The organism is Lentibacillus saliphilus, from assembly GCF_019093865.1.
GTDB lineage: Bacteria > Bacillota > Bacilli > Bacillales > Amphibacillaceae > Lentibacillus_B > Lentibacillus_B saliphilus.
The window spans coordinates 654,432-669,922 of the sequence record NZ_JABJXD010000001.1 but is presented as its reverse complement, the minus strand read 5'-3'; the positions used below and the strand labels follow the sequence as shown (position 1 = coordinate 669,922).

General features: G+C 40.0%; 16 protein-coding genes. 9 read left to right on the top strand and 7 right to left on the bottom strand.

Going from position 1 to position 15,491, the window contains the following annotated elements; all coding sequences use genetic code 11:
• Nucleotides 1-50: 50 nt before the first annotated feature.
• Nucleotides 51-236: a YhzD family protein gene (locus HPC67_RS03425; protein WP_217586024.1), complete on the bottom strand. Its 186-nt coding sequence runs from the start codon at nucleotides 234-236 to the stop codon at nucleotides 51-53.
• A gap of 182 nt (nucleotides 237-418) precedes the next feature.
• Here HPC67_RS03425 and HPC67_RS03420 point away from each other — a divergent pair, with 182 nt between their 5' ends.
• The 5 genes from HPC67_RS03420 (at nucleotide 419) to HPC67_RS15925 (ending at nucleotide 6,711) form a co-directional block, all read left to right on the top strand.
• The gene (locus HPC67_RS03420) at nucleotides 419-1,645 is read left to right on the top strand and encodes a metallophosphoesterase family protein (RefSeq protein WP_217586023.1); all 1,227 of its coding nucleotides are present in this window, start codon (nucleotides 419-421) and stop codon (nucleotides 1,643-1,645) included.
• A gap of 1 nt (nucleotide 1,646) precedes the next feature.
• Entirely contained in the window at nucleotides 1,647-4,628 is a 2,982-nt protein-coding gene (locus tag HPC67_RS03415) for an ATP-binding protein (protein WP_217586022.1), read from the top strand.
• A 143-nt stretch (nucleotides 4,629-4,771) separates the two neighbouring features.
• Complete coding sequence (locus HPC67_RS03410; protein ID WP_217586021.1) at nucleotides 4,772-5,329, top strand: GbsR/MarR family transcriptional regulator; 558 nt, start codon at nucleotides 4,772-4,774, stop codon at nucleotides 5,327-5,329.
• A 29-nt stretch (nucleotides 5,330-5,358) separates the two neighbouring features.
• Nucleotides 5,359-6,309 carry a 3'-5' exoribonuclease YhaM gene (gene yhaM, locus HPC67_RS03405; RefSeq protein ID WP_217586020.1) on the top strand — a complete coding sequence of 317 codons (951 nt, stop codon included), beginning with the start codon at nucleotides 5,359-5,361 and terminating at the stop codon, nucleotides 6,307-6,309.
• A 93-nt stretch (nucleotides 6,310-6,402) separates the two neighbouring features.
• Nucleotides 6,403-6,711: a sporulation YhaL family protein gene (locus HPC67_RS15925; RefSeq protein WP_217586019.1), complete on the top strand. Its 309-nt coding sequence runs from the start codon at nucleotides 6,403-6,405 to the stop codon at nucleotides 6,709-6,711.
• Between the two features lie 58 nt (nucleotides 6,712-6,769).
• Here the strand turns inward: HPC67_RS15925 and HPC67_RS03395 are convergent, their stop codons facing one another.
• The 4 genes from HPC67_RS03395 to HPC67_RS03380 all read right to left on the bottom strand — a co-directional run bounded on the left by HPC67_RS03395 (nucleotide 6,770) and on the right by HPC67_RS03380 (nucleotide 9,736).
• Nucleotides 6,770-7,681 (bottom strand): peptidylprolyl isomerase, encoded by a 912-nt coding sequence (locus tag HPC67_RS03395; RefSeq protein ID WP_217586018.1) that lies wholly within the window; start codon nucleotides 7,679-7,681, stop codon nucleotides 6,770-6,772.
• Nucleotides 7,682-7,786: 105 nt separating this feature from the next.
• Complete coding sequence (locus HPC67_RS03390; RefSeq protein ID WP_217586017.1) at nucleotides 7,787-7,972, bottom strand: hypothetical protein; 186 nt, start codon at nucleotides 7,970-7,972, stop codon at nucleotides 7,787-7,789.
• 321 nt (nucleotides 7,973-8,293) lie between these two features.
• On the bottom strand, nucleotides 8,294-8,842 hold the full coding sequence (locus tag HPC67_RS03385; protein ID WP_217586016.1) for a DUF3267 domain-containing protein: 549 nt from the start codon (nucleotides 8,840-8,842) through the stop codon (nucleotides 8,294-8,296).
• Between the two features lie 399 nt (nucleotides 8,843-9,241).
• Nucleotides 9,242-9,736: a GbsR/MarR family transcriptional regulator gene (locus HPC67_RS03380; RefSeq protein WP_217586015.1), complete on the bottom strand. Its 495-nt coding sequence runs from the start codon at nucleotides 9,734-9,736 to the stop codon at nucleotides 9,242-9,244.
• Nucleotides 9,737-10,083: 347 nt separating this feature from the next.
• On the opposite strand from HPC67_RS03380, the gene HPC67_RS03375 reads away from it, so the two are divergent.
• The 4 genes from HPC67_RS03375 to HPC67_RS03360 all read left to right on the top strand — a co-directional run bounded on the left by HPC67_RS03375 (nucleotide 10,084) and on the right by HPC67_RS03360 (nucleotide 14,135).
• A complete protein-coding gene (locus HPC67_RS03375; protein ID WP_217586014.1) occupies nucleotides 10,084-11,283 on the top strand; it encodes a quaternary amine ABC transporter ATP-binding protein in 1,200 nt (399 codons plus the stop codon).
• Nucleotides 11,276-12,133 (top strand): ABC transporter permease, encoded by an 858-nt coding sequence (locus HPC67_RS03370; RefSeq protein WP_217586013.1) that lies wholly within the window; start codon nucleotides 11,276-11,278, stop codon nucleotides 12,131-12,133. The genes HPC67_RS03375 and HPC67_RS03370 overlap by 8 nt, the downstream gene beginning before the upstream one ends.
• A gap of 61 nt (nucleotides 12,134-12,194) precedes the next feature.
• Nucleotides 12,195-13,103 (top strand): glycine betaine ABC transporter substrate-binding protein, encoded by a 909-nt coding sequence (locus HPC67_RS03365; protein WP_217586012.1) that lies wholly within the window; start codon nucleotides 12,195-12,197, stop codon nucleotides 13,101-13,103.
• A 93-nt stretch (nucleotides 13,104-13,196) separates the two neighbouring features.
• Nucleotides 13,197-14,135 carry a glycine betaine ABC transporter substrate-binding protein gene (locus HPC67_RS03360; RefSeq protein ID WP_217586011.1) on the top strand — a complete coding sequence of 313 codons (939 nt, stop codon included), beginning with the start codon at nucleotides 13,197-13,199 and terminating at the stop codon, nucleotides 14,133-14,135.
• 47 nt (nucleotides 14,136-14,182) lie between these two features.
• Here HPC67_RS03360 and HPC67_RS03355 read toward each other — a convergent pair whose 3' ends face one another.
• Both HPC67_RS03355 and HPC67_RS03350 read right to left on the bottom strand, forming a co-directional pair.
• On the bottom strand, nucleotides 14,183-14,551 hold the full coding sequence (locus HPC67_RS03355) for a YtxH domain-containing protein (protein WP_217586010.1): 369 nt from the start codon (nucleotides 14,549-14,551) through the stop codon (nucleotides 14,183-14,185).
• 275 nt (nucleotides 14,552-14,826) lie between these two features.
• Nucleotides 14,827-15,345 carry a tryptophan transporter gene (locus HPC67_RS03350; protein WP_217586009.1) on the bottom strand — a complete coding sequence of 173 codons (519 nt, stop codon included), beginning with the start codon at nucleotides 15,343-15,345 and terminating at the stop codon, nucleotides 14,827-14,829.
• Nucleotides 15,346-15,491 lie beyond the last annotated feature (146 nt).

Sequence of the window (15,491 nt, the reverse complement as noted above, 5' to 3'; positions counted from 1 at the left end):
AGATCGGTTCACTAATGTCAAACATGTCGGTATGTACGGCGTTCATCCTATTAACGGTGAAATAATACGAGCTTTGCTTCTGGTGAAACACAACGATGAGTCCGCTCTGATAAGCCTGCTTCATTAAGTCGTGATTGACCGACTTGTTTGGCTTTCTCATCGCTTTCGGCAGTGAAGGACTCATCAAGAAGCAAGTCACCAGTTTTGTCGAAAACAGTTAGTGCATAAGTCCGCATCGGATCATCCTCCATTTGTTTTATTCTATGTGAGATGAATCTATCATTCTAAAGATAACATATCTATTCAACTGTTGCATTTCGAACGTGCATTCGCTTATTCTGTTTGCTACAATATCATTAATACACGTTAGTTGGCCGTAGGGTTAAGTCTTTTCTAATAAAAAAGTGAGGTGTTTTAGGTGGCTGAAGAGATTTCATTTATTCATGCAGCTGATTTACATTTGGATAGTCCATTTAAGGGTTTGGCCAATCTTCCAGAGCACGTCCTTACTGACGTCCGCGAAAGCACGTTTGCGGCACTCGATCGCCTCGTTCATGTTGCCATCGAGCGACAAGTGGATTTTGTGCTCATCGCAGGAGATTTATTTGACAATGAGCACCAAACACTTAAGGCGCAAATAAGATTGCGGAACGCTTTTACAGCACTTGCCAAACAGAACATTTCTGTATATATGCTCTATGGCAATCATGACCATATTAATGGTAATAAGCACCCTGTCACATACCCTGTCAATGTACATATTTTTCCTGATGAGATCGTTCGTAATTTCGTACATTACAAAGATGGGAAGCCCCTTGCTGCCATTTATGGATTTAGCTACGAAGATCGGTCTGTTCTTGACAATAAGACATCCAATTACAAAAGGAGAGAGTCTGACATTCCCTTTCATATTGGAATGCTGCACGGAAGTCTAGCATCAAATACGACGCATGATGTCTATGCACCTTTTCAAATTAGTGAACTGTTAGAAACGGGTATGGATTATTGGGCACTTGGACACATCCATCAAAGAGATGTGCTTAAATCAGCTCCAGCAATCGTTTATTCCGGAAATACACAGGGGCGCAGTCGCAAAGAAACGGGTGACAAAGGCTGTTATCACGTCAAAATGTCAGCAGCTGGTGTTGAACTTTCGTTTTTGCCACTCCAAGCCGTTACTTTCAAGAAGGTAGCCGTGGATGCGAGTACCTGTGAAGATGTTTTTGCATTAGAACAACACCTCCAACAGACGTTGAAAACAGCTCAAAGTCAGACCAATGCGTTATTTCATATACAGCTTACAAGTGATACGACCAACCTAGAGCAATGGGACCAGGAAGGACGTATAGAGGAACTCATTGACTTAATGAATGAAGCTGGTGGGTTCGCAACACCATGGCAATATATATATGACTATGAGATCAGCAGTTTACCATCTTATGACGAGCTTTATGAAGGGGCTCATTTTTCTGGTGAAGTGTTACGGCAATTAGACACATTATCTATTCCACCTCAATTAACAGATTTATATCATCACCGGCGTGCGCGACGGTTTCTTGAGCCTCTTGATTCCGATGCTGAATCAGACATTAAGGAAAAAGCTAAGCAGTGGCTCATGCATGAATTGTTAGGGGGGAGGACATAGGATGAATATTTTACGGGCTCATATTTTTGGATTTGGGCATTGGGTTGATACGACAATTGATTTTCCAGCGGGTCCATTTTTGTGCATTTACGGTGAGAATGAATCTGGTAAATCAACGCTGCGACAATTTATATTATTTATGTTGTTTGGTTTTCCTCCAAAAAAGCGTGCGTTTTATTACCCGAAGTCGAGCAGTCGCATGGGTGGTCGGTTAACCGTTATTGATGAAAAATATGGTGAATTTACGATCGAGCGGATGGACCAAGTCCGTAATGGTGCTGCGACTTGTGAATTGGCAAATGGTGACACGCATGATGAAGCTTGGCTAAAGCAACGCATGAATGGCATGACGCTTTCGACCTATGAAGCCATTTTTTCTTTTTCAGCACTCGACTTAACACAGATTAAGTCGATGAAGGAAGCAGACCTTGGCGACGTGCTGCTCGGCATTGGATTAACAGGCGCATCAAGTATTTATGACATTGAGAAGAAGCTAGAAAATCAGATGGGTGATTTATTTAAGCCAACTGGTAAAAAGCCTCATATTAATCAACAACTCCAAGCGCTGGAGGAGCATGCCCAAAAAATGAGTGAGCATCGCCAATTTGAAGAAACGTATCGAGATAAAATACAGCACTTAAATCAATTAAACGAAGACATATCAAACATTCAGACCGAATTAAAAACAAAGGAAGCCACACGTCGTTTTAAAGAAAAGCAGTTTAACGCGCTTTCACTGCTTCATGACTATGATCACTGCCAGCGGGAATTGGCACGCTATCCGGAAGATGTGAGCTTTCCTGAAAATGGTATCGTCCGCTTTGAGAAGCTTCAGGATCAACGCCTACCTTTAAAAGGAGAGTGGGCCGTATTACAAGATACGGAAGCAACTATAAAACAGACGATCACTGAGCTAAAACAGCGTCAACATACAGAGGATGTATTCAATCAAGTGAATGATTTAATCGAGCAATTGCAAAAGAATCGGGAGCGGTCATATCAGATACAGACGCTTGATAATACGCTAGATAAACTAAATCGAGAGCAACAATCAGCGCTCAATGCGTTAAACATTGGCTTGCAGCAAGATGCCCTTGCAACGATATTCTTGCCTTTTAGCATTGAAAAAGCGTGGCAGCATCTCAAGCATACACAGGAACAGCTTGATTTGGACATGATGCGATTAAAAGATCAGTATGCGACCTTAACACGAGAAAGAGATGAATTATTAATTGAAGCACGGAGATTGAACAGCCAATTACTTGATGAACAAACGGCGAATGATGTCCGGCGCAAGCTTTATGAGGATGATGAAGAACATACACGACAAAAGCTTGCAGAGCAAAGAGACAAGCAGCATACAACATGGCAACGACTGAAAAAGCAACGTGAAAAACGTTTAACAGTTACGATGACTGTGGCGATCGCACTTGCTATTCTTAGTGGTGTCGCTGGATTCATCCTTTCTAATGAAGCGCTTCTCATCGTAGCGGCTGTTAGTATTATGTTTGGCATCAGTCAGTTTATTATTGGAAAACGCTCAATCAAAGATATGGTATCTATGTTTGCGACTCAAGATGATCATACGGATGTAATAAAGCTCAATGAAACAGAAAGAGATAAGCTTTCAGCACAGCTAGCGATTCATGATCAGGCAACACAAGATTTGCAAGCGATCGACAAACAAACACGGACCGTTAACCTGCGTCTCATGAGATGTGAAGATGATTTTCATGGATTAGAAGTCAAAAAAGATCAGCTCGCTAAAGACATAGAGGACCACATTAAGACGCATCCTTATTTAGCTGATGTAGACGTCATATATTGGCCAGATCTTTTCCAATCGCTGCGTCATTTAGTGAGACGCCAAGAAGAGATCAGTCATTTTATTAATGAACGTCGTCATCTTCAGTCAGAGCGAGATGTAGTTGTTGAGCAGGTTAGGGATTTTTATCATCAACAAGGCATGGAATATCCTGAAACAGAAGTGCTAGAATCGTTAACACGCCTTCTAGAAGAACAACGTAATATCCAAAGTCAGCTTATGACATATCAGCAATCACTCGATGACAATCATCAAGCACAGTTGACGGTACAACGACAAATCCAAACATATGAAAATGAGATGATGCACCTGTTTGACCAGGCACACGCAAAAGATGAAAATGAGTTTTGGCAACGTGCGGATGTTTATGAAGCTGTTAATCAACTGAAGGAGCAATCCTCAAAAATTGAAGAGCAATTAATCAGCCGATTTTCAGAACAGGATTATACGTACATGGTAAAAGAGGCCAATCGAGATGGTGGGGTGCTGAAACAAAAGCTCGAGCAATTAGATATCGCACGAGAAGAATTGGAAACGTCCCTTGAAGCAAAACGATCAGAGTACGCTCGCCATGTTGCCGAGCTTGATCGAATGGAGTCTGATACAGATTTCTCTATGCTACAGCATCGGTTTAATATGGAGGTTGATGCCCTTCATAAAGAAGCGAAAAAATGGGCGGTACTAAAAACGGCAAAAAGTGTCTTAGAGGAAGCAAAGCGGACCTTTAGGGAAAAGTATATGGATAAGGTGATGGAGCAGGCGGCACAATATTTTGCGCTATTAACAGACGAGCGTTACAGTCAAATTCATCCCCCACATGAACAAAGTGGTTTCCGTGTTGAAAGGGAAGATGGTGTTCGATTTTCTGTTAATGAACTATCTCAAGGCACAGTCGATCAATTATATATCGCGTTAAGACTTGGAATTGGGCGCATTATGAGTGAAGCACACCGCGTCCCTTACATGATCGATGATGCATTTGTTCACTTTGATGATGACCGAACAAAACGGATGCTGTCAATACTTGAAACTCAATCAACAGATCAACAAATGATCGTGCTGACATGCAAAAAAAATATTGTACAAACTGTTGAAAAAGATAAAACAGTATTTTTAGGTGAATCTGTTCGCATAAATGCGTCATTAGTGATAAAATAGCTTACAGAACATAAAAGGTCAAGCGTTTTTTTATGATAATCTTAAAAACGTTATATTGAATAGAATCGGGCAGCTAACCCTAATGATTTGTTTAACGTAGGGGGCTGTCCGTTCATGCAACATAAATGTAATGAAGAAGTGTGATGGAGGGGTTGCAATTGTCAGGTAACCAACCTAAAGACTGGGAATTGTATGAAGAAAAGATTGAGCAATTTATTCAAGTGATTGCAAAAAATATGAACCTGTACGGAATTACATCTTCTGTAGGCCGGTTGTACGGGGTCTTATATTTTTCAGGTGAACCGATGACACTGGATGATATGCGTGAAGCACTGCAGATGAGTAAAACGAGCATGTCAACAGGTGTCAGAGCGTTGTCTGATATGAAAATGGTTGAATCAACCTTTCGCCGTGGCATACGTAAAGACTTATATCAATCAGAGGAAGATTGGTACAAATCGTTTACATCTCTTTTTGGCAATCGTTGGCGCCAATATACAGAGTCCAATATTGAAGAAGCCGATGAAACAATTGCCGATCTGGAACAAATCTATGAGAGAACGACAGATGAGTTATTGAAAGAGAAAATTGCTGGTGATATTGAACGACTGAAATATGCACGAAATTATTACGACTGGTTAATGGATTTCATACGTGTTATTGAGACAGGGAAAATATTTGACTACATCCCGAAGAAGTAATAGAGGGATGTTTAGGGGGAGGAACTCATATGAAAACAGGCATAGGCCATCATCAAATTGGTGATGCATTTGATAGCTTTTTACTTATTAAGGAGGCTTCAAAAGGTGTCGCAAGCAATGGAAAGGCGTTTATGACACTCATACTATGTGATGCAACCGGGGAAATTGAAGCAAAATTATGGGATGCGAAACAAGAAGATGAAACAGCATATGGCGCCGAGACAATCGTTCGTGTGTCTGGCGAAGTGAATCAGTTTCGTGGCCGTGCTCAATTGAAAATTATGTCCATTCGACCTGCGCAACCGATGGATGGTGTGCAAATTGCGGATTTCATTGAAAAAGCACCTGTCGAAAAGGATGTGCTCGCAGAAAAGTTAACGGAAGCAATCTTTGAAATGGAAAATCCTGTCCTACAACGTATCGTACGTGGTTTTATTAAAAAGCACCAAGAAGACTTACTGACATATCCAGCAGCATCTAAAAACCATCATGAGTATGTATCAGGCCTTGCACACCACATTGTGAGTATGCTAGGAATAGCAAAAGAATTGCATAGATTGTATCCTCAGGTGAATAAGGACTTATTGTATGCTGGCATCATTTTACATGATCTCGGTAAACTAAGAGAACTATCAGGTCCTGTTACAACAACATACACGCTTGAAGGGAAGTTAATTGGGCATATACCGATGATGGTAGAGGAAATTGGTCACATGGCCCGAGAGCTTCAGGTGGAGGAAGAAGAGGAAGTACTTATCTTACAGCATCTCGTGCTCTCACATCATGGAAAAGCTGAATGGGGCAGTCCTAGACCACCGCTTGTAAGAGAAGGTGAACTCTTACACCTTATTGATTTAATTGATGCCAAAATGAATACGTTAAATCGCGCTTTAGACAAAGTTAATCCTGGAGAATTTACCGAACGGCTCTTCCCTCTCGATAATCGAGCATTTTATAAACCATTATTTGAAAAAAAATGATCAAGATGTCCTTTTTATAGGACATACTTGGTCATTTTTTTTTCGTTCGTTCATATAAATATGAATACAAGCTTGGACGAGGGAGGAAATGACATGATTTTCGGCGTAGCATGGTGGGTATATATGTTGATTGTCTTTATATTTTTTAGTGGGTATATGGCATATCGCGCGATTCGAGCAGAAAAGCAGCTTGAACAGCAGCATATTGAACGCGAAGGCAGTGTGTTCATGGAAAGGTTGGCGCATGAACGTCAATTGAGACAGGAAGAGCGCAATACCAATGTTTCTGAAAAAGAAGCAGAAGAGATTCAGGCACCGCTTCCTCAAGAAACAAAAGCAGAGATGGATATGGAGGCTCAATCAGAGAAGGAAGCGCAAAGAGAGCGTCAAATGTCGCTCTAATATGGCAACAAAAACACGAGGCCCCTCCTTTTGGAGATGGGCCTCGTTGTATATTTCATTATTCTTCTTCTGATGCTTCTTCTTTGTCTTCAAATTTAAATAGATCTTCTAAACCGTCTATCTTAACGTCGATGCTAGCGTCTTTCATGATTTTTTCAAGTTTTGCTTGTGCTTTTTGCATGTCGACTTTTTCATTTAGAAGAGCGCGCTTAATATCTTCTTTATTATCCTCTAAAGAACCGAGGTCGTCTTCTTTTTCGCGCTTGTCATTGACTTTAATAATGTGAAAGCCGTGAGCCGTTTCAACAGGGTCACTAACTACACCTTTATCTAGATTCAAGACAGCATCTTCAAATTCAGCAACCATTCGTTGACCTTGAGGCGCCATCACACCAACTGAGAAGTAACCGAGGTCGCCACCTTCTTCAGCGGAACCAGTGTCTTTTGAGTACTCTTTTGCAAGCTCAGCAAAATCTTCACCGTTATCAAGCTTTTCTTTTACCTCTTGAGCTGTTTCTTCATCTTCAACAAGAATATGCTGTGCTTTAATTTCTTTCTTCATGAGATCATATTGTTCTTGAATTTCTTCATCGGAAATTTCAATGTCCTCAGCAGCTGCCGCTTCACGCAACATGCTTGTATACATCAATCGACGGAAATTATCTTCATTACCGAAACCTTGCTGCTGCAGTAACATATCAAATTGATCACCGTACTGCTCTTTCATTTTGTCCACTTCTGCATCAGCGTCTTTTTTAGATACATCCTCATACTTGTCGCTGAGAACCTTAACTTCAACCATTTCTTGAAGGACTGTATCACCGTAGCGATCTTTTAATTCCTGATAGAACTCATCCTTCGTAATGTTACCTGCATCTGTTTCTACAACCACTTCTGGGTCTTCGTTGCTGCATGCACCAAGTGCAAACAGAGATGTTGTTACGACTGCTGCGACTACTAGCTTCTTCATCTATGAACACTCCCAATATCGTATCTTATTTTGTAGCCAATTGTTACTATATCACATTTGCATTGAAAAAATATAGCCTGACCTATCATTTCCACACTTTTAATATTAAACGGTCACATTCATGACTTTAACGTAAGAAGAGAGCAGCAAAATTAAAATCATAATATTCATAAAGCGAAAAACAGTCTCTTGCTTTGCTGGCTTCATCTCCATTTTAATACAAAAGTTATGAGTCAATACGTTAAAAATGGAAAAGACGATCAGAGCATATAAAAGGAATATAAATTCCATGCTAAAACCTCCATCAAAAAAACTAGACATACGTGTAGGGGATTATTGCAATATTGTAATCTCTACTTTATCAAAATAACAACGTGCTGCATAGGGGAGAATCAATAATGGCACAATAAATATTGAATAATCTATATGATATAGTGGATTAAATAAATAATTACTCTTCATGACGCTAAAAAGGAGGGGATCGGATAAAGCAGTCGGAAAATAAAAACCCGAACAATGATTCCTTATGTTGCGCACATAAGAATCAGTTCGGATTTTAGAAGTTCGTGACGCGTATTCGGTTAAAAATTGAAAACACATTAATATGCCTTGTTAAGATTTTGTGCGTTCGATGAGTATATCCAAATCTGCAGTTCCATTTTCCACGACGGCCATTTTAGGTGCTTTTAAAATATGAATGATATAAAGAAAGTCCCGTAAAGAAATGCCAATATGAATCGCGGTAAAAGCGAGCACATACACAAAAATGTGCGGCATCAGCAAGCTAACGATAAGACCTGGAATTGTAATAAAGATTGTCGGTAGTACCATTGAACTGAGTGCGAGCGTCTTTGACAAATAGCTTCCTGAATAACAGTGAAACGTCGGTAAGCATTTAATGCTCGTTTTGAATTTAATTTTAATCGGTTTTCCCACCATAAGAACGGGAATCATGTGTGTCAATGAATGTAGTGTCGGTAGAGAAATAAGTGCCAAAATGAATGGGACAATTCCTTTGTCGACAACAGATTCTGTTCCGTGAATCATAGATACTGGAACAAATAAAACAATAAAAGAGCCTATCCCGATTAAAAACGCCATTAAATACAATCGGTTGCTCCCGTAATCTTTTTCAATATTAATCGACTTCCAGCAATTCATTTTGATCACCTCTGTTACTGCTTATTTTGCGATTGAAATCTTAGTGAATCATAGTACGTTTTAAGAAAAAAAGCAATAGGTTTTTGCCTATTTTTTTATCTTTTTTTTCGTACGTTTGGACATATTGTTACAGCAGTCTTGATATAGAGGTGAAGACATCAAAAAAACCGTAAAATAAATGGGTTTCTTCTATATTATATGTTGATGTTTAAAGACATAGATCAATAAGTTTTGGGTGTCTTAAAAAATTAGAGAAGAAGAGTTGTAAATATGCGGTCTCTCCCAGCTACAAATAGCCAATCGCTCGCAGTATGTAGAGGGAGAGATCATTGAAGTAATCTTGTTGAATAAAGAGGATATTCCATGTGTGTTTGCTTCATATTACATAGACCGTTTTGTTCACGTCATATGTGGATCGTTTTTTAATTGGTTAAAGCTGCTTTTAATGGCATTGTGAAATTGAATCATCTGTTCAAGCTGTTCCATATGCCCACCTTTTGTGTTAGCTGAAAGCTCAGGGTCATGTTCAATGGTTTCTTTGATTGACATTAAAGCTTCTCTTTGATGCTTCGTCGCATCATCCCATTTTTGTAAATAGGCATCCATAAATATCTTAAATAATGGTGCATTTGCATGATACAAATCTTTTCTGACCCCTTTAATCCACACACGATTAACAAGCTTTAAGTCAAGAAGACCTCTAACGCCATTGCTCATTGATGTCTTACTTTTGCCCATGGCTTCGCTCATTTCATCTAATGTTAATGGTTTATCTTCTAAATACATATATGCGAATAAACGGGCTTCGAGGGTTGTTAACCCAAATAGCTCTGCCGTTTTGGCAAATTCCATAACGATGTGATCAGCGATTTGTTCATTAGTGTTTTGAATCATATTCTCCCCCTAAAAGCCTTGCTATATAAAGATTACACCAAAAATAACCATTTTAAAAATAGGTAATACACTAGGATATGGGAGTAATATAGAGGAAATTAAAGAATAAACCTATATAAGTTCGTTCAGTATAAACTGTACGAATAAAATGTACAAAATTAATGGTATTTACCGTTTGAGATTCTTCATAGAAAGGGTATATAGTATTAGAGTGGATGTTAGAAAGCGGATATGATGCCAAATCATAATCTATGAATCTCGTATATTAGTATTGACTAAAGATATCTAAGCAACGTGACTCATATCATCCCCATGAAAATGGAGAAACTAATAAAGAGGTGTAAAATGTGCCAATAATTGAAGTGGAAAATTTATCAAAGGTTTTTGGCAAGGGTGCCCAAAATGCTTTGAAGCTTTTGGACCAAGGCATGTCCAAAGAAGACATATTAAAAGAAACTGGTTGTACGGTTGGTGTAAATCGGGCGTCATTTTCAGTAGAACCAGGTGAGATTTTTGTAATAATGGGGTTGTCTGGAAGTGGGAAGTCGACATTGGTTCGACTGCTCAACCGATTAATTGAGCCGACAGAAGGACAAATACTCGTTGACAATGATGACTTGGCTGCTATGGATAAACAAGCGCTGCGTAATGTAAGAAGACAAAAGATGAGTATGGTGTTCCAAAAGTTTGCCTTATTTCCTCACCGGACCATTTTAGACAATGCTGAATTCGGCTTGGAAATACAAGGTGTACCGAAAGAAGAACGCCAAGAGAAAGCTGCAGAAGCGCTCCGGCTTGTCGGCTTGGGCGATTACATGCAGCAGAAGCCAAGTCAATTATCTGGTGGTATGCAGCAGCGCGTTGGTTTAGCACGTGCACTTGCAAACGATCCAGAAGTTCTATTGATGGACGAAGCATTCTCAGCTCTTGATCCACTAATTCGTAAAGAAATGCAGGATGAGTTGATGGACTTGCAGGCGTCCATGAAGAAAACGATTATTTTTATTACGCATGATCTTGATGAAGCACTACGCCTAGGTGACCGAATCGCACTTATGAAGGATGGTTCGATTGTTCAGATCGGAACACCTGAGGAAATCCTCGTATCACCGGCTAATGATTATGTTGAGAGATTCGTTGAAGATGTGGACCGTTCAAAAGTCTTAACAGCAAGTCACATCATGATGCGACCAGAAACTGTTAATATTGATAAGCATGGACCTCGTGTTGCGTTAGAACGGATGCGTGAGGAAGGTCTATCCGGCATCTATGTTGTTGATAACAACCGTGTTCTAAAAGGATACGTGACGGCTGAACATGCATCTGAAGCAATCAAAAAAGATAACCGGAATTTGCGTGACATTGTTACGAACAACATCCCACGCGTTGATAGAGACACATCGTTAAACGATATATTTGATATTATCCATGATTCACCCATGCCTGTAGCTGTGGTTGATGAAGGCAAACTATTAGGGATTATTGTACGCGGTGCCGTAATTGCCGCACTTTCCGGAAATGGTGAGGTGAATGTGGACAATGCTTGATAAAATATTAGACTTTATACCTACGATACCTGTTGATAAATGGGTTAGCGATGCAACAGATTGGTTAACAGATACATTTTCATTCTTATTTGATCCTGTGAAAACATCTTTAGGAACATTCATGGAGTTCATATCGGAAGATGTATTACTACCTATACCAGCTGTTATTATAATTTTATTGACTGCCGTATTGGCGTTTTTCTTAAGTGGTAAACGGCTTGGACTTGCCGCATTTACACTTATCGGTCTATGGTTCGTTTATAATCAAGGACTATGGCCTGAGTTGATTAGTACGTTTACGTTGGTGTTATTAGCCAGTGTATTCTCGATCATCATCGGTGTTCCTGTTGGTATTTTGATGTCAAAAAGCAAATGGGCACAAGCCATTATTACACCGATACTGGATTTTATGCAGACGATGCCAGCGTTCGTATATTTAATTCCAGCCGTTGCGTTCTTTGGCATCGGTATGGTACCAGGTGTATTTGCATCACTTATTTTTGCGACACCACCAACGGTCCGCTTTACGAATCTCGGTATCCGTCAAGTGTCTGAGGAGCTTGTGGAAGCATCAGAAGCTTTCGGTAGCACAGGATCACAGAGACTATTTAAAGTCGAATTACCAATGGCTAGAGCGACGATTATGGCTGGTATTAACCAGACTGTTATGCTGTCTTTATCCATGGTCGTTATTGCATCGATGATCGGTGCACCAGGTCTTGGACGTGAAGTGCTGTCTGCCTTGCAACGTGCTGAGGTCGGTACAGGGTTTGTCGCTGGTGTTGCCATTGTTATCTTGGCAATCATCATTGACCGCTTTACGCAAAGTGTCAATAGTAAAAAGGATTAATTTTCCTCTAATCTGGAAAATTTCCATATATAAAAATATTTAAAAGGGGCGATTAAAGTTTATGATTAAACGTAATTGGAAGAAAATAGGGATCGCTGCAGGTCTTTCCCTGACATTAGTAGCTGCTGGTTGCGGTGGCGGAGATAATTCAAATGACGCTGATTCTAAAAGCGTAAGTGAAGAGCTAGACTATTCCATTACAGGTATTGAAGCAGGCGCTGGTGTTTTTAAAGCGACTGAACGTGCAATTGAAGAATACGACAGCCTTCAAGGTTGGGAAGTCCAAGCATCATCAAGTGGTGCCATGGCTACAGAATTAGGCGAAGCAATTAAAAATGAAGAGCCTATCATTGTAACTGGTTGGACACCTCACTGGAAGTTCTCTAAATATGACTTACATTATCTAGAAGATCCAAAAGAAATCTTTGGTAGCGAAGAGACAATTGAGACAATGGTTCGCCAAGGTCTTGAAGAAGATATGCCAAATGCTTACAAGCTGTTAGATCAATTTAATTGGACAACAGCAGATATGGAAACTGTAATGCTTGAAATTGCTGACGGCGTTGACGCTAAGGAAGCAGCAGCTAATTGGATTGCCGATAATGAAGAAAAAGTTGCTGAATGGAAAGAAGGCGTAGAAGAAGTTGATGGTGGAGAAATTGAGCTCGTTTACGTTGAATGGGATTCCACTGTTGCATCTACAAATGTTGTTGCAAATGTCTTAGAAGAGCTTGGATTCTCACCAAAAATCACACCAGTTGACAATGCGTTCATGTGGTCTTCTGTAGCAAATGGTGAAGCGGATGCGTTCTTAGCTGCATGGCTTCCATTAACTCACGGTGACTTATATGAAGAATATAAAGATGATCTCGTTGAGCTTGGACCAAGCTTGAGCGGTGCAAAAATTGGCCTCGTTGTGCCAGATTATATGGACATTGATTCCATCGAAGATTTAGAGCCAAAGGAATAACAATAAAATAAAGGACTGAACGTTAGAAACGTCAGTCCTTTATTATGAACTCTTTTATCCGATAATTCACTTTATGGAGGTTTTGCTGAAAATATGTTTAACAAACGATTTTTCAAAAACGGAGCTGTCGCAGTAGCATTATCAGGTGTCCTTGTTTTATCAGCGTGTGGTGGAGATGACGCGTCAAGTGGAAACGATACCAATAATAATAATGATGCCGATACGAATTATTCAGAAGCTATTGAGCACACAATTATCGGTATTGAACCTGGTGCAGGTATTTCTGTGACAACTGAAAAAGCAATTGAACAATATGACAGTCTCCAAGGTTGGAGCGTCGAGTTATCCTCAACAGCTGCAATGGCTACTGAACTAGATAAAGCAATGGACAAAGAAGAACCAATCATCATTACGGGATGGAATCCACATTGGACCTTTGCTAAATACCCCGACATGAAGTACCTCGAAGATCCAAAAGGTCTATATGGTGGCTCTGAAGATATTACAACACTCGCCCGAAAAGGCCTCAAGGATGATAAGCCTAACGCATATAAAATGATTGATCAGTTTAATTGGGAAGTAGAAGATATGGAAGGTATTATGTACGATGCCAAAGAATCAGGTGAAGATATTAGTGAAGTTGCTGCACGCTGGGTAGAAGATAATGCTGACAGAGTTGCAGAATGGTCAGAAGGTGTAGACGATGTAGATGGTGTTGAGGTTGAGCTTATTTCTACTCCATGGGATTCAGAACGCGCTTCATCAAGTGTCTTAAAGATCGCAATGGAAGAAAAAGGCTTTGAAGTATCTGTTACACCAGTTGAGCCACCAATCGTATTCCAGTCAATCGCAGAAGGTAATGGCGATGCAACACTTGCAGCTTGGTTACCTGTCACACATAAGGATTTCTATGAAAAGCATGAAGCAGACATGGATAACCTAGGTGCGAACCTATCTGGTGCGAAAATTGGTTTAGTTGTGCCATCTTATATGGACATCGAGTCCATTGAAGATTTACAGCCTAACGAATAAAAATAAATAGACAATAAAAAATCCGGGCGACGCGATCGCCCGGATTTTTACGCTTCTTTTTTTTGTTGAACTTTTTCTTCAAGTTCTTTTAAGCTTGATTCAATTTGCAATAAGTATTCTTGTATATTTTCTTGATGTGGTTCAACGGCTGTTTTCCACTCTTCAACAGATTCTTTAATTTCATGGGTTAAACTTTTAATGAGTGCGACGCCTTCTTTTGACGTATCTGAGATTTGTTGTTTTAACCGCGTTGTATCGAATTTTAATTTAGACATCATGTCTTTTAATTCAATACCTTGCTCTTTAGCACGTATACGCAGTTCTTTCCCTGAAGATGGGGCAACAACCAATGTGGCGGCAGCGCTTACTGTTCCCCCAATTAAAAAACCAATTAACATCGATTTACCTTTTGCCATAATCCTACACACTCCTTTGCTTTGGTTATATAATGAAGACCTGTGCAGCTTGCATGATACATAGGCCGACGTATATGCTCTTCATGGCAACTCAAGGAGCTTTGAGCACCAGTCGGTATCATTTCTTAAAAAATCCTCTGACAAAGTCGTGCCAGAGGATCTGTTTAATAGGTTATTGGCACCAGTTCAAACATGTTATGTGAACAATGGCGTTGAAATGCTCAGTATCCGTCTCTAGTACATTCAGGGACAATTACTGGCTTTGGAACGAAATGTTAGGATGCTGTAATGGTTTGTCGCTTCATAATACCCTGTACAATCGGGTAGATGACGGTCATAACAATCGTGTTAACGACGGCTGCTGGCAGTACAACAGTGATAAACATAGGAATAAAAGCGCCATCTAACAAACTGACAATAAATAGTGCTGCGGCCAAAAAGATAGAGCCGCTTACAATAGTTCCAAGCGCTGTTAATATCGGCGCAGCTATATGTCCATTCACACGATTTTGTGTGAGGAGATACAGTCCGAAAAACACAAGCGCAGTAATCGGTTTGTCAATTAAGTTGGCGATTTCACCACCTGGTACAGTTGTCGTAAGTGCAGACATAATACCGGTTACGATAGATAGAAGCACCACGTATTTCGGCGTTGGAAATAACATGATCCCTAAAAACATCATCGATAACAGCATATCCGGTCTCATTCCGAATAAAATTGGTGGTGCAATTGCGTGCATCACCGCTCCCATGCTGACCAGCAATGACAGCATAACCAAGATCCTCGTATTCATTTTTACCTCTCCTCAACTCAAGCTAAAGCTCGACTGTTTTATTCGTTCTCCAACTGTACGCTCATCGTCAGCTGCGAAAACGTGCCTTCATTATAGCAGACTTTTCACACAAAAAAAAGCTTAAAAGGCAGTTCCATTCAGATTTA

What these genes read in the sequence shown, in the direction of transcription:
- HPC67_RS03425 (WP_217586024.1), bottom strand. Translation starts at nt 236, where the DNA reads ATGCGGACTTATGCACTAACTGTTTTCGACAAAACTGGTGACTTGCTT.
- HPC67_RS03365 (WP_217586012.1), top strand. Translation starts at nt 12,195, where the DNA reads ATGATTAAACGTAATTGGAAGAAAATAGGGATCGCTGCAGGTCTTTCC.
- HPC67_RS03415 (WP_217586022.1), top strand. Translation starts at nt 1,647, where the DNA reads ATGAATATTTTACGGGCTCATATTTTTGGATTTGGGCATTGGGTTGAT.
- HPC67_RS03380 (WP_217586015.1), bottom strand. Translation starts at nt 9,736, where the DNA reads ATGATTCAAAACACTAATGAACAAATCGCTGATCACATCGTTATGGAA.
- HPC67_RS03370 (WP_217586013.1), top strand. Translation starts at nt 11,276, where the DNA reads ATGCTTGATAAAATATTAGACTTTATACCTACGATACCTGTTGATAAA.
- HPC67_RS03350 (WP_217586009.1), bottom strand. Translation starts at nt 15,345, where the DNA reads ATGAATACGAGGATCTTGGTTATGCTGTCATTGCTGGTCAGCATGGGA.
- yhaM (WP_217586020.1), top strand. Translation starts at nt 5,359, where the DNA reads ATGAAAACAGGCATAGGCCATCATCAAATTGGTGATGCATTTGATAGC.
- HPC67_RS03390 (WP_217586017.1), bottom strand. Translation starts at nt 7,972, where the DNA reads ATGGAATTTATATTCCTTTTATATGCTCTGATCGTCTTTTCCATTTTT.
- HPC67_RS03360 (WP_217586011.1), top strand. Translation starts at nt 13,197, where the DNA reads ATGTTTAACAAACGATTTTTCAAAAACGGAGCTGTCGCAGTAGCATTA.
- HPC67_RS03355 (WP_217586010.1), bottom strand. Translation starts at nt 14,551, where the DNA reads ATGGCAAAAGGTAAATCGATGTTAATTGGTTTTTTAATTGGGGGAACA.
- HPC67_RS15925 (WP_217586019.1), top strand. Translation starts at nt 6,403, where the DNA reads ATGATTTTCGGCGTAGCATGGTGGGTATATATGTTGATTGTCTTTATA.
- HPC67_RS03395 (WP_217586018.1), bottom strand. Translation starts at nt 7,681, where the DNA reads ATGAAGAAGCTAGTAGTCGCAGCAGTCGTAACAACATCTCTGTTTGCA.
- HPC67_RS03410 (WP_217586021.1), top strand. Translation starts at nt 4,772, where the DNA reads ATGGAGGGGTTGCAATTGTCAGGTAACCAACCTAAAGACTGGGAATTG.
- HPC67_RS03385 (WP_217586016.1), bottom strand. Translation starts at nt 8,842, where the DNA reads ATGAATTGCTGGAAGTCGATTAATATTGAAAAAGATTACGGGAGCAAC.